The sequence below is a fragment of the Microterricola gilva genome, assembly GCF_004217495.1.
GTDB lineage: Bacteria > Actinomycetota > Actinomycetes > Actinomycetales > Microbacteriaceae > Microterricola > Microterricola gilva.
Genome location: NZ_SHLC01000001.1, coordinates 1,139,481 through 1,151,658, shown reverse-complemented (window position 1 = coordinate 1,151,658; position 12,178 = coordinate 1,139,481). Strand labels below are relative to the sequence as shown.

Sequence of the window (12,178 nt, the reverse complement as noted above, 5' to 3'; positions counted from 1 at the left end):
CGCGGCGGCTGAGGCGAGGCCACCAGTCTCGTCGAGCTGTCGAAGCGACCACCGCGCTCATCGTGTGCGCCTCCCCTGCCTGTCGCGCCCTGGCCCGGTGCCTAGACCCGCTGCGCCGAGCCGAGCGGAACCGGGGTCGCCGCGACGATGCGCCTGACGACCTCTTCGATCAGCGGGGCGCTCTCCTGGTGGTGGTGCCCGAGCGCGCGGCTCGTCGGCACCAGCCGGTGCCCGAAGACGGCGACCACGAGCTCGTCGATGTCATCGGGCAGCACGAAGTCCCTGCCCTGCAGCGCCGCGTGCGCCTTCGCGGCGCGCACCAGCTGGAGCGTCGCACGGGGGCTGGCACCGAGGCGGAGATCACGGTCATCACGGGTGGCCCGTGCGATGCTCACGGCGTACTCCTTGACACCGGCCGAGGCGTAGACGGCACGGGCTGCCTGCATCATGGCACGCAACTGCGACTCGGTCACGACCGCGCTGATCCGGCCGAGCGGGCTGGAGGTGTCGCGGGCGTCGAGCATCGCCAGCTCGCTCTCCGGATCGGGGTAGCCCATGGAGATGCGGGCCATGAACCGGTCCCGCTGCGCCTCGGGGAGGGCGTATGTCCCCTCCATCTCGATCGGGTTCTGCGTCGCGACGACGGTGAACGGGCGTGCGAGCGGGTAGGTGGTGCCGTCGACGGTGACCTGGCGTTCCTCCATGCACTCGAGCAACGCCGACTGGGTCTTCGGGCTGGCGCGGTTGATCTCATCGCCGATGACGATGTTGGCGAACACGGCACCGGGTTTGAACTCGAAGCGACGCTCGGCCTGGTTGAAGACCGAGACGCCCGTCACGTCACTCGGAAGCAGATCGGGGGTGAACTGGATGCGGCTGACCGAGGCATCGACGGAGGCGGCGAGCGCCTTGGCCAGCATCGTCTTGCCGACACCGGGAACGTCTTCGATCAGGAGGTGCCCCTCGGCCAGCAACACGGTCAGGGCGGTGCGCACCGCCGTGTGCTTGCCGTCGATGACGGACTCCACATTCGCCATGATCTGCGCGGCCAGCGACGCGAGTTCCAGCACGGGCATGCCGACCGCGGCATCCGTGGCGGCGGATGGGGCCGTCGCGCGTTTGCCCTGTTGCGGCGCGCTCTCGGCCGTCGTGGTGATCTCGGTCGGCAGTCCGGTCATTGCGGGCTCCTCTGCAGATACTCGGACACGACGGCCGGCACGTACGGCGACACGTCGCCGCCGAGGGCGGAGACCTGGCGCACCAACGAGCTCGACACGTGGCCGTGGGCGGGGTTGGGCAGCAGGAACACCGTCTCAACCCCCGCGAGGTGGCGGTTGACGATCGCCATCGGTGTCTCGTAGGCGACGTCGATCTGAGAGCGGATTCCCTTGACGAGCACCGAGGCGCCCACCTCCGTGCAGTAGTCGACGAGGAGTCCGACCGTCCAGGAGGCGACGACGACGTTGTCGGCCTCGAAGGATTCGGCCACGGCCAGTTCGATCAGCGAGACGCGCTGGGCGATCGGCAACAGTGCCGACTTGTCCGGGTTGTGCACGACGAGAACGTGCAGTTCATCGTAGAGTCCTGCCGCACGCTCGATGACGTCGAGGTGCCCGAGGGTGACGGGGTCAAAGGAACCAGGGACGACGGCGATCCTGCGCATAGAACTCACACTAGCGCGTGAAGTGCGGCATACAAGGTGAGCGGAGGAATGGGGAGGATGGACTCAGTTCTTGCTCAAGAACTCCCGGCTCGCCTCGTCGAGTCGGCGCGCGACCGCGTCGGCCAGCCCGTGGTGTTCGCGCAGCTCAGGGTCCTCGTCGATGATGCCCTCGACGGCCCGCCTCGCGTCGAGGATCAGCTCCCCGTCGAAGGCCACCCGCAGCAGGCGCAGCGAGGAGTGTCCGCCGGATTGCATGCCGCCGAGCACGTTGCCCTCTCGGCGCAGTTCGAGGTCGACCTGGGCGAGCTCGAAGCCGTCGAGGGTGGCCGCGACCGCCTCGACGCGCGCCAGTCCGACGCTCTCAGGGACCGCTCGGGTCACGAGCAGGCAGAGCCCGGGGACGCCGCCGCGCCCCACGCGTCCGCGCAGCTGGTGCAGCTGCGAGACACCGAAGCGATCGGCATCCAGCACGACCATCATCGAGGCGTTCGGCACATCGACGCCGACCTCGATCACCGTGGTCGCGACCAGCACATCGATCTCGCCTGCGGCGAAGGCGATCATCGTCGCCTCCTTCTCCTCGCCGCTCATCCTGCCGTGCAGCGGCTCGATGCGCCGCCCCTGCAGGCTCGGCAGCGCACGGAGTGCGGCCAGCACGTTCACGACGCTCGCCAACGGCGCGGCCGAGCCGGCGTCGGCGTCACTCTCCAGCTCCTCGCCCTCTTCGATCTGCTTGGGTTCGATCGCCGGGCAGACGACGAAACCCTGCCTGCCGAGCGCGAGTTCCTCGGTGAGGCGCCGCCAGATCTGGCCCTCCCACGCCGGTTTGATCGCCAGCGGCACGATGAAGCTCTCGATGCCGGGCCTCCCGGCCGGCAGCTCCGCGATCACGCTCACGTCGAGATCGCCGAACACCGTCATCGCCACGGTGCGCGGGATCGGGGTGGCGGTGAGCACGAGCACGTGCGGTTGGCGGCCCTTCAGCCGCAAGGCATCCCGCTGGTCCACGCCGAAACGGTGCTGCTCGTCGACGACGACCAGGCCGAGGTCGTAGAACTCGACGGAGTCCGAGATGAGCGCATGGGTGCCGACGACGATGCGCGCCTGGCCGGAGACCGCCCGCAACGTCGCCTTGCGCCGTTCGGCCGCGCCCTGCTGGCCGGTGAGCAGCGTCGGCACCAGCTCGGCGGCCAGATCGGGACCGAGCGCGCGCACGATCGAGCGGAGATGCTGGGAGGCCAGCACCTCCGTCGGTGCGAGCAGCGCCGACTGCCCGCCGGAGTCGGCGACGGCGAGCATCGCCCGCAGCGCCACGATCGTCTTGCCTGAGCCGACTTCGCCCTGCACCAGTCGGTTCATCGGGGAGCTGGCGGCGAGGTCGCGTGCGATCTCGGCACCGACGGTGTCCTGATCACCCGTCAGCCGGAACGGCAGCGCGGCGTCGAAACGTTCGAGCAGGCCGCCTGGCTTCGGCACGCGTGGTGTCGCGGGCTCCGTGCGCGAGCGCGCCCGCTTCTGCAGCAGGGCCGCCTGCAGCACGAACGCCTCCGTGAAGCGCAGGGTGCGCCTGGCGCCGAGCCAGTCGCCATCCCTCTCCGGCCGGTGGATCGCCTCGAGCGCCCTGGCCTGCTCGAGCAGCGACTTCTCGCGGCGGAGTTCGGCGGGAACGGGGTCGGGGATGAAGCCGATCGCGTCGAGGGCTGTACGCATGATCGACGCGATCTCCGCGCTCGTCACCTGGTTGGTCGCCGGGTAGATCGGGATGGGCGTCTCCGACCAGCGCTTGGCCTCATCGCCGCTGTCGATGCCGAACGGATCGTCGTCGAGGTCGGTTTCGAACGGCGCGAAGTGTGGGTGCGCGAGTTGCAGGCTGCCCTTGTAGTCGGTGATCTTGCCGGAGAAGATCCCGCGGACACCGGGCCGCAGGGTCTCGAGCCGCCACTTCTGGTTGAAGAAGGTGAGCTTGACGAACGCGGTGCCGTCACTGATCGTGATCTCGACGATCGAGCCACGCCGCGTCTTCATCGAGCGCTCGCGGGCCTCCGTGACCTGACCGACGATCGTCACGTTCTCGCCGAGCGGGAGGTCGCTGAGCGCCGTCAGCTCTCCGCGTTTGGCGTAGCGCCGCGGGTAGTGCGCGAGCAGATCGGCCATCGTGACCATGCCGAATGCCTTCTGCAGTGCGGATGCCGTGCGCCCGCCGAGCACACCGGCGATCTTGTCATCGAGCGATGCCAACCCCGGCGCAATGGGCAGCGCGGCGCGCGCATCCAGTGCGGCCTGCTCTCGTGCCAGAGGGTCGTGCTGCTCGGTCATTCTTCGATCGTAGGCTCAGTCTCCGACACGCCGGACTGTTCTGCCTCGAGCGCAGCAATCTCGGCCGCGACGTATCGGTCGTCCGGTCGTTGGATGGCGAGCACACGCTGCAGCTCCAGCGCCTCGTCCGTGCGGCCGAGGGTGCGCAGGCAGCGCGCGATTGCCCACCGGGCGATGAAGCGCTGCTCCGAGGTTCCGACGGCCTTCGCGAAGTCGAGCGCGCGCTCGAAGTAGGGCAGCGCCTCCTCCGCGCGTCCGTTGTCGTGCAGGTACCAGGCCAGGTTGTTGTTCAGTGCGACTCCCCAGCGCTGGGTGCGCGTCTGGCTGGCGGTGGCGAGCAACTCCAGGCCGTCCGCCGCCCACTGCTCCTCCTGGCCGACATCCGTCAGCGCCAGCATGTGCAGGGCATCCAGCACGAGGAAGGTGACCCCACCGGCCGCCGCATCGCGGGCGGCCTTGGTGAAGAGCGGGACCGCCTCCTCCGGAACACCCTCGGCCACGCGCAGGCGGCCGCGCTCCAGGGCGATGCGCGCTGCGACGATCGGGCTGTCGCTCTCGATCGCGTTGAGCACGGCATCACCGTCGTCGTACTGGCCGGAGAGCCCGAGCGCCCGCGCGAGTTGGGTGGCGAGTTCGGCCCTGGCCTCGTCGCTGTACTCGCTGTCGTCGCTGGCATGTCGGAACCGCTCGGCGGAGAGCTGCGGGTCGGTGAAATTCCACAGCTGATCCAGGACCGTCTGGTCAATGGTCTTCGGTGACGCGGTGAGATCTGACACACTCCCATCTTCCCAGAGATGGCCCCCGTGTGCGGGCTAGGCTCGAAGCACAATGACACGAATAGTTTCCGGCTTCGCCGGCTCGCTCACCCTGCGAGTGCCCAAGAACGGCACCCGCCCGACCAGCGACCGCGTGCGCGAGGCGATCTTCTCGGCGCTCGACGCCCGCGACGCCATCGCCGGGCTGCGCGTGCTCGACCTCTACGCCGGCTCCGGAGCGCTCGGGCTGGAGGCGGCCAGCCGCGGTGCCCGCGTGGTGACGCTGGTCGAGAAGAACCCGCAGGCCGCTGCGCTCTGCCGGGCGAACGCCGCGGCGGTCGCGAAGGCCGCGCCCCGCACCGGCGCGCCGCAGATCACGGTGAGCGGGCAGAGCGTTCAGGGTTTCCTCGACGGAACGAGTGCAGGCTTCGACCTGGTCTTCATCGATCCGCCCTATGAGCTCAGCGCCGAGGAGCTCGCGGAGAATCTGCGCGCGCTCGCACCGCGGTTGCACGAGGAGGCTGTCGTGATGGTCGAGCGCAGCTCACGTTCCCCTGAGCCGGAGTGGCCGAGCGGTCTCGAACTCGACCGCCGCAAGGACTACGGCGACACGACGCTCTGGTGGGCACACACGGTTGCGGAGCAGCCAGGAGCCTGATCCGCCCGCCCCGTGTGGGATCTATCGTTCACCCACGCCGCTGTGGAAGACTCTGAGCGTGATCAGCACAGACACCGCGAACCAGAGCACTCAGGCCCCCGCCGCCCACTCGCTGGACGGGCGCCGATTTCGATTTGTGGGTGCAATCGGGGGTGCGGCCGATCACGGGGACTTCGTGACGCTCGCCGAGCGTGATGGGAGAACACAGCTCGGTCAGATCGACCAACTCGAGGCCGCGGAGGACGGCTCCGTTCGCGGCGAGGGAACGATTCTCGGGCTGATCAGCGATGGCGCGATCGACATCACCGGAACCGTGCCGTTCGACGTCGCGACGATGGTCGAGGCCGATGCGGCCACGATCGAGCTCGTCTACGACGGAACCGGGGCAACGCTGAGCGTCGGGACGGTTCTCGGGGAGGCGTCCGTCGCCGCGCGCCTCATTCCCCACCGCTTCAATCGGCACACCTTCTGGTGCGGGCAGAGTGGCTCAGGCAAGACCTACGCGCTCGGCGTGCTCATCGAGCAGCTCCTGATCAACACCAGCCTGCCGATGGTGATCTTCGACCCCAATGCCGACTTCGTGCGTCTTGGCGAACTCAGCCAGCACGGCCTGGCGCCTGGCGCCGCGGCGGAGGCCGGCCTGCTCGGCCACAGGGACATCCGCGTGCTGCGCCCGGACGAGGAGTCCCCCACCCCGCTGCGTGTGCGTTTCACCGAGTTGTCGATGCCGTCGAAGGCCGCCGTTCTGCGCCTCGATCCTCTGGCGGACAGGGCGGAGTACAACGAGTTGCTGCACCTTGAGGAGACGATCGGGAGCCAGGGACCCGAGCTCATCATCCCGCAGCTGATGAAGAGCGAGAACCCTGCCGCCCGGGCTCTGGCCGCGCGGATCGAGAACCTCCGGCTGATCGAGTGGGAGGTGTGGGCCCTTCAACGCGAAGCGGTGACCGACGTCATCGAGCAACGCCCGGATGCCACGGTGCTCGACCTCGGTGGCTTCGCCCACCCGGATGAGTACCTCGTCGTCGCACTCGCCGTGCTCGATGACCTCTGGGCGAAGCGCGAGTCACGGCGGCCGATCCTGATCGTCATCGACGAGGCCCACAATCTCTGCTCGCCGGAGCACGGGGGCCCGTTGTTCGTCGCCGTGCGTGAACGCCTCACCCAGATTGCGGCGGAGGGGCGCAAGTACGGCCTGTGGCTGCTGCTCTCGACCCAGCGACCGTCGAAGATCGCATCCGGCATCCTCTCGCAGTGCGACAACGTCGCCGTGATGCGGATGAGTTCGCCTGCTGACCTCGCCGAACTCGCCACCCGCTTCGGCTATGCGCCCAGCTCCATGCTCGCCAGATCGACCGGCTTCCGCCAGGGCGAAGCCTTCTTCGCCGGCGGGTTCGTTCCTGCGCCGACCCTGGCGACGATGCGCACGCGGTTGACCAAAGAGGGCGGTGCCGACGTGCGGGTTCCGCTGCGCGACGCCGAGAGTGCGCGATGACTGCTGCCGCACATCACCCCAAGCGGGCCGAGCGTCGCGAGGCCGTTCGCGCCCGATGGGAGCGTGCGACGCGCTGGCCCCTCATCGCGTTGTCGATCGGCTTTCTCGTCGCGTACAGCCTGTTGGCGATCACCCCGGATCGCCCACGTGAGGAGGAGATCACCATCCTCGTGATCATGGGCGTGGCCTGGCTGGCCTTCATCATCGACCCGATCGTGCGGATCGCGCTCACCGCGCCCGCGGAACGGCGCGGCTTCCTCGCGGCGCACCGGGTCGATTTCTTCTCCGCCGTTCTGCCGATTCTGCGCCCGTTCACGCTGCTGCGCCACCTCGATGCGGCACCGGGCTTCGGGGGCAACGGCGGCAATGCGCTGCGTTCCCGGGTGATCGCCATCGCCGCCTCCTACGCCGGAATGTTCGTCTACGTGATCGCGATCACCGTGCTCCGGGTTGAACGCGGCGCGGAGGGCGCCACGATCGTGACCTTCGGCGAAGCGATCTGGTGGGCCTTCGTCACGATCGCGACGGTCGGCTACGGGGACTACGTCCCCGTCACGGGCCTCGGCCGGTTCTTGGCCGTCATCCTCATGGCCGGCGGCGTCGTGATCATCGGCACGTCGAGTGCCCTCATCGTCTCGTATCTCTCCGAGCGCATCGGCCACAAACCGCCGGTTGAGCTGCGCGAGCACCCGGTGCCGCCCCAGTCAGACGAGGCCCAGTAACGCTCAGCCGGCGTGGCCGTCCCAGCCTCGGTACGGGTCCCACCCGCCGAGCACGTGGGGAGCGCCGTCCACGGTGATCCCGGCAGCCTCACCGGCCGAGAGAGCGTGCACGCGTCCGATCACGCGAAACGCCGCGGGGATCGCAACAGCGTCGGCGAAGCAGGCCAGCAGGGAGTGGTCCTCTCCCCCGCCGAGTGCGCTCTCCGGGTGCCCGCCGAGTTCAGCGGAGTCGAAGTCGATCCGCACGCCGCTCGCGAGGGCGATGCGTGCGGCATCGAGGGCGAGGCCGTCCGAGACGTCGAGCATGGCGGTGGCCCCGGATGCCGCCGCGAGTGCGCCGGCGGCGATGGGCGGGGCCGGGCGCAGCTGGGCGCCGAGCAGGCGCGGATGCTCGATGCGGAGCGCGGCCGCCGCCGCGGCATCCGGGGCGCCGTCGGCGTCCACTCCCCTGGTGAACAGCAGCGCCAGGCCGCGGCCGGCCTCACCGAGCGTGTTGCCGCCCTCCGCGATCGCGACGAGGTCACCGGGGCGCGCGCCGGAGCGCAGCACGGCGGCGTGCCCGCCGAGGTCGCCGAACGCGGTGACGGCGATCGTCAGCGTCTCCGAGGCGGAGAGGTCGCCTCCGACGACGCCGCAGCCGGGTGCGAGCGCGGCGCAGGCCTCGCGGAGGCCATCGGCGATGCCCTCGATCACGCTCACCGGCAGGCTCTGCGGGGCGGCGATCGCCACGACGAGCGCGGTCGGGCGGGCACCCATCGCGGCGACATCGGAGAGGTTCGTCGCGGCCGCCTTCCAGCCGAGGTCCCTAGGCCGCGACCAGGCGAGACGGAAGTCCGGTCCGTGGATCATCATGTCGGTCGTCACGACGAAGCGGCCGTCTGGTGCGGCGATCACGGCCGCGTCATCGCCGGGCCCGACGAGCGTGGCATCCGACTCTGGCAGGCGGGGGAAGATCCGCTGCAACACCGCGATCTCGCTGAGCTCGGCCAGGGTGGGGCCTGCGGGGTCGAGCGAGGGGTGTTCAGCGTGCGTCATAGAACTCACGGTAGCCTGAAGAGCGATGATCTCCCGCACCGTGACCCGTTCCCTGATCCGCACCCTGAGCGTCGTCGGCGGCGCCGCTCTGTTGACGGCGACGCTGTCCGGATGCACGGCCGCCGTGGCTCTCGAGCCGGCAGATGACGCCGCGAACCCCGGCTGCGCCGAGGTCGTCGTGCGCCTGCCGGAGGCGCTCGGCGAGCAGAAGCTGCGCGAGACGAACGCCCAGGGCACCGGCGCGTGGGGCGACCCGGCGACGATCCTGCTGCGCTGCGGGGTCGAGGTGCCCGGACCGACGACGCAGCAGTGCGTCGAGGTGGGCGGCGTCGACTGGATCGTCGACGACAGCAACAAGCCGATCTTCCGCTTCACCACCTACGGCCGCACCCCGGCAACCGAGGTCATCGTCGACTACGACAAGGCGTCGGCCAGCGCGCTGATCGACCTCGTCGGTGCGCTCTCGACGATCCCGGCCGAGAACCGGTGCATCGACGTCAGCGACGTGCTCCCAGCCGGCTGAGCGCCGCGCACCGTCGCGCCCCGCGCCCCCGCCGGATACAAGGAAATAGCGCGTTTCCAAGGACGCCTTCGCGAGAAGGCTCCGTGGAAACGCGCTATGTCCTTATGTGCGGATGCCGGCTACTCGGCCAGCGCGAGCTCGATCAGTTCGGAGATCAGCTCGGGGTAGCTGAGCCCGGAGTTCAACCAGCAGGTGGGGAACATCGAGATCGGCGTGAAACCGGGCATGGTGTTGATCTCGTTGACGACGAAGCCATCCGCGGTGAGGAAGAAGTCGACGCGGGCGAGGCCTGCACAGCCGATGGCCTCGAAGGTCCGCACGGCGAGCTCGGCCATCTCGGCGAGCTCGGCCTCGCTGAGCTCAGCCGGGCAGACGAGGTCGATGCCTGGCGCGTCGAGGTACTTGGCGTCGAAGTCGTAGAAGTCACGGCCGCTGACGATCACCTCGCCGGCGACGGATGCCCGTGGAGCCTGGCCCGGCCGCCCTCCGAGCACCCCGATCTCGACCTCGCGGCCGATCAGCGTGGCCTCGATGAGAACCTTGTCGTCCTCGGCCAGCGCGGTCGCCATGGCATCCGCGAGGCCACCGAGCGATGACACCTTGCTGACGCCGACGCTCGAACCGGCGCGCGCCGGCTTCACGAAGACGGGCAGGCCGAGCGCCGTGACGGCGGACTCGACGCCGGCGGGGTCGGTGGCCCAGCTGCGCGCGGTGACGGTCTGCCACGGCGCGACGGCGATGCCGGCCTGGCGCAGCACCGTCTTGGTGAAGTGCTTGTCCATGCCGAGGGCGCTCGCGAGAACGCCGGAGCCGACGAACGGCAGACCGGCCAGCTCGAGCAGGCCCTGGATCGTGCCGTCCTCACCGAAGGGTCCGTGCAGGATCGGGAACACGACGTCGACGGCGCCGAGCGAGCGCACGGTGCCGTCGGCCTCGACCACGCTGAGCTCGCGCGAGGCGGTGCTCTCCGGCCAGCGCACGCGGGTGCCGTTGTCTGCGACGTGCGGCATGGCTGCCGGGTTCAGCGCGAAGAGGGCCGCGTCATCCGGCTGCAGCGTGAACGCGCCATCGCTTGTCATCCCGATCGGGATGACGGTGAAGCGCTCGCGGTCAATCGCCGAGAGAACCCCGCCCGCTGTTGCGCAACTGATCGAATGCTCGCTTGACCGACCCCCAAAGAGCAGCGCCACCGTGAGCTTGTGCGTCATCGAGAGTCCTTTCGCCTTGCGGCTCGTCCGAATCGGTTGTGAGGTGCGGTGCGATGTCGCGCGGGTTCAGCGTGCCGGCCAGAACCTGGCGCACCTGCTCGACGATCGGCATCTCGACACCCTTGGCCTTGGCCAGTTCGAGAATGGGGCCGACGGATGCCAGGCCCTCAGTTGTCTGTTGCATCTGCTTGACCACGTCGCTCTGGCTGTAGCCCTGGCCGAGCAGACGCCCGGCCGTGTTGTTGCGCGAGAGCGGGGACTGGCAGGTGGCGATGAGGTCGCCGAGTCCGGCGAGGCCGGCGAGCGTCTCCGGATGCGCACCGTACGCCACGGCGAAGTCGGTCATCTCGACGAGCCCGCGCGTGATGATCGACGCCTTCGTGTTCTCGCCGTAGCCGACGCCGTCGACGATGCCGATGGCGACGGCGATCAGGTTCTTCAGCACGCCACCGAACTCCGTGCCGATGACGTCGGTGTTCACGAAGGAACGGAAGTAGTCGTTGCGGGCGAGCAGCGCGACGGCCTGGGCCGTCTCGAGGCTCGTCGAGGAGACGACGGCGGCCGTCGGCTGCTGCTTCGCGATCTCGAGGGCGAGGTTGGGGCCGGAGATCGCCGCAATGTTGTCCGGGCTGATCGGCAGGACCTGCTCGATCACCTCGCTCATGCGCAGCCCGCTCGAACGTTCGACGCCCTTCATCAGGGAGACGATGATCGCGTTCGCGCCCAGGTGCGGCTCGGCGGCGATCAGGTTCTCCCGCAGCGACTGGCTCGGAACGGAGACGAACACCTGCTCGGCGCCTGCGAGGGCCAGGTCGAGCCTGGCGGTCGCGCGGAGCGAGATCGGCAGGTTGATGCCAGGCAGGTAGTCGCTGTTGCGCTTGGCCTCCTGGATCTCGCGTGCGAGCTCAGGCCGGCGCGCCCACAGCACGACGTCTGCCCCGCCGTCGGCGAGGATCTTGGCGAAGGTCGTCCCCCAGCTTCCCGCTCCGAGCACGGCGACGCGTGTCCCCGGTCGAACGGTTGCGGTCTTGGCCCTAGGAGTCAAAACGACCCGTCTCCTTTTGGTCGTGGGCGCTGGGGTTCCAACGCTCGGCCGGAGCCTTCTCTCCGCGCAGATCTTCGAGCAGTGCGGTGATGGCATCCATCACCACGGCGGTCGCCTGGTTGAGGGATGCGGTGTCGAGAGGCTTGTCTCTGAATGCGTCTAGGTTCACGGGGTCACCGACCTTGACGAGAATGTGCTTGCGCGGGAAGAGGCTGATCTTCTTCGAGTAGCGGGCCATCAGCTGCTGGGTGCCCCAGTGCGCGACGGGGATGACGGGGATGCCGCGCTCAAGCGCGATGCGCACGGCGCCGGTCTTGCCGCGCATCGGCCAGAGATCGGGGTCGCGGGTCAGCGAGCCCTCCGGGTAGACGACGACCATGCGTCCCTTTTCGACGAGCTCCTCCGCGGCACGAATCGCGGAGTGCGACTTGTTGCCGTGGCGGTCGACGGGGATCTGCCCCGAGACACGCAGCGCCCAGCCGAGCACGGGAACCTTGAAGACGGAGGCCTTCGCGAGGAAGCGGGGGTAACGCCCCAGCTTCCACGCGACGACGCCGACGACGACGGGGTCGATCTCGCTGTAGTGATTCGGCGCGAGCACATAGGCGCCGTGCCGAGGCATCTTGTGCCCGTCACGAATCTCGTAGCGGGCAGCGAGGTTCATCAGCGGAACGGCGAGCAGCGCGAAGATCCAGAAGATCGACGGGTGACTCTTCTCCGAGCGCACGCGGCGTCCGGACTGTGTTGGTGCGGGCATT

The 12,178-nt window shown here is 69.2% G+C and carries 12 protein-coding genes; 4 read left to right on the top strand and 8 right to left on the bottom strand.

From position 1 onward, the window contains the following. Window positions 1–101 precede the first annotated feature (101 nt). The 4 genes from EV379_RS05160 to EV379_RS05145 all read right to left on the bottom strand — a co-directional run bounded on the left by EV379_RS05160 (window position 102) and on the right by EV379_RS05145 (window position 4,755). Window positions 102–1,076: an AAA family ATPase gene (locus EV379_RS05160; protein WP_130507317.1), complete on the bottom strand. Its 975-nt coding sequence runs from the start codon at window positions 1,074–1,076 to the stop codon at window positions 102–104. Between the two features lie 98 nt (window positions 1,077–1,174). Then, entirely contained in the window at window positions 1,175–1,663 is a 489-nt protein-coding gene (gene coaD / locus EV379_RS05155; RefSeq protein ID WP_130505189.1) for a pantetheine-phosphate adenylyltransferase, read from the bottom strand. Window positions 1,664–1,726: 63 nt separating this feature from the next. After that, complete coding sequence (locus tag EV379_RS05150) at window positions 1,727–3,979, bottom strand: ATP-dependent DNA helicase RecG (RefSeq protein ID WP_130505188.1); 2,253 nt, start codon at window positions 3,977–3,979, stop codon at window positions 1,727–1,729. After that, a complete protein-coding gene (locus EV379_RS05145) occupies window positions 3,976–4,755 on the bottom strand; it encodes a tetratricopeptide repeat protein (protein WP_242616250.1) in 780 nt (259 codons plus the stop codon). Before EV379_RS05145 ends, EV379_RS05150 begins: the two co-directional genes overlap by 4 nt. 52 nt (window positions 4,756–4,807) lie before the next feature. Here EV379_RS05145 and rsmD point away from each other — a divergent pair, with 52 nt between their 5' ends. From rsmD to EV379_RS17490, 3 genes are read left to right on the top strand one after another with little or no spacing between them, the layout of a single operon-like run. Continuing rightward, window positions 4,808–5,392 (top strand): 16S rRNA (guanine(966)-N(2))-methyltransferase RsmD, encoded by a 585-nt coding sequence (gene rsmD / locus EV379_RS05140; protein ID WP_130505187.1) that lies wholly within the window; start codon window positions 4,808–4,810, stop codon window positions 5,390–5,392. A 58-nt stretch (window positions 5,393–5,450) separates the two neighbouring features. Beyond that, window positions 5,451–6,887 (top strand): ATP-binding protein, encoded by a 1,437-nt coding sequence (locus tag EV379_RS05135; RefSeq protein WP_242616249.1) that lies wholly within the window; start codon window positions 5,451–5,453, stop codon window positions 6,885–6,887. Further along, the gene (locus EV379_RS17490) at window positions 6,884–7,609 is read left to right on the top strand and encodes a potassium channel family protein (protein ID WP_130505186.1); all 726 of its coding nucleotides are present in this window, start codon (window positions 6,884–6,886) and stop codon (window positions 7,607–7,609) included. The genes EV379_RS05135 and EV379_RS17490 overlap by 4 nt, the downstream gene beginning before the upstream one ends. Before the next feature lie 3 nt (window positions 7,610–7,612). On the opposite strand, the gene thiL is transcribed toward EV379_RS17490, so the two are convergent. Next, window positions 7,613–8,644, bottom strand: a complete 1,032-nt coding sequence (gene thiL, locus EV379_RS05125) for a thiamine-phosphate kinase (RefSeq protein ID WP_130505185.1) — start codon at window positions 8,642–8,644, stop codon at window positions 7,613–7,615. 25 nt (window positions 8,645–8,669) lie between these two features. Between thiL and EV379_RS05120 the strand changes: the two genes are divergently transcribed. Then, the gene (locus EV379_RS05120; RefSeq protein ID WP_130505184.1) at window positions 8,670–9,167 is read left to right on the top strand and encodes a DUF3515 family protein; all 498 of its coding nucleotides are present in this window, start codon (window positions 8,670–8,672) and stop codon (window positions 9,165–9,167) included. 119 nt (window positions 9,168–9,286) lie between these two features. Here EV379_RS05120 and EV379_RS05115 read toward each other — a convergent pair whose 3' ends face one another. From EV379_RS05115 to EV379_RS05105, 3 genes are read right to left on the bottom strand one after another with little or no spacing between them, the layout of a single operon-like run. Next, window positions 9,287–10,375, bottom strand: coding sequence for a D-alanine--D-alanine ligase family protein (locus EV379_RS05115; protein WP_130505183.1), 1,089 nt, complete (start codon window positions 10,373–10,375; stop codon window positions 9,287–9,289). Further along, window positions 10,278–11,420 carry an NAD(P)H-dependent glycerol-3-phosphate dehydrogenase gene (locus EV379_RS05110; protein ID WP_242616248.1) on the bottom strand — a complete coding sequence of 381 codons (1,143 nt, stop codon included), beginning with the start codon at window positions 11,418–11,420 and terminating at the stop codon, window positions 10,278–10,280. Before EV379_RS05110 ends, EV379_RS05115 begins: the two co-directional genes overlap by 98 nt. Next, on the bottom strand, window positions 11,410–12,177 hold the full coding sequence (locus EV379_RS05105) for a lysophospholipid acyltransferase family protein (RefSeq protein WP_130505181.1): 768 nt from the start codon (window positions 12,175–12,177) through the stop codon (window positions 11,410–11,412). Before EV379_RS05105 ends, EV379_RS05110 begins: the two co-directional genes overlap by 11 nt. Between the last annotated feature and the right edge of the window lies 1 nt (window position 12,178).

Bases quoted from the DNA above. Each gene is read 5' to 3' on its own strand.
- rsmD (WP_130505187.1), top strand. From the start codon at position 4,808: ATGACACGAATAGTTTCCGGCTTCGCCGGCTCGCTCACCCTGCGAGTG.
- EV379_RS05150 (WP_130505188.1), bottom strand. From the start codon at position 3,979: ATGACCGAGCAGCACGACCCTCTGGCACGAGAGCAGGCCGCACTGGAT.
- thiL (WP_130505185.1), bottom strand. From the start codon at position 8,644: ATGACGCACGCTGAACACCCCTCGCTCGACCCCGCAGGCCCCACCCTG.
- EV379_RS17490 (WP_130505186.1), top strand. From the start codon at position 6,884: ATGACTGCTGCCGCACATCACCCCAAGCGGGCCGAGCGTCGCGAGGCC.
- EV379_RS05115 (WP_130505183.1), bottom strand. From the start codon at position 10,375: ATGACGCACAAGCTCACGGTGGCGCTGCTCTTTGGGGGTCGGTCAAGC.
- EV379_RS05160 (WP_130507317.1), bottom strand. From the start codon at position 1,076: ATGCCCGTGCTGGAACTCGCGTCGCTGGCCGCGCAGATCATGGCGAAT.
- EV379_RS05120 (WP_130505184.1), top strand. From the start codon at position 8,670: ATGATCTCCCGCACCGTGACCCGTTCCCTGATCCGCACCCTGAGCGTC.
- EV379_RS05105 (WP_130505181.1), bottom strand. From the start codon at position 12,177: ATGCCCGCACCAACACAGTCCGGACGCCGCGTGCGCTCGGAGAAGAGT.
- coaD (WP_130505189.1), bottom strand. From the start codon at position 1,663: ATGCGCAGGATCGCCGTCGTCCCTGGTTCCTTTGACCCCGTCACCCTC.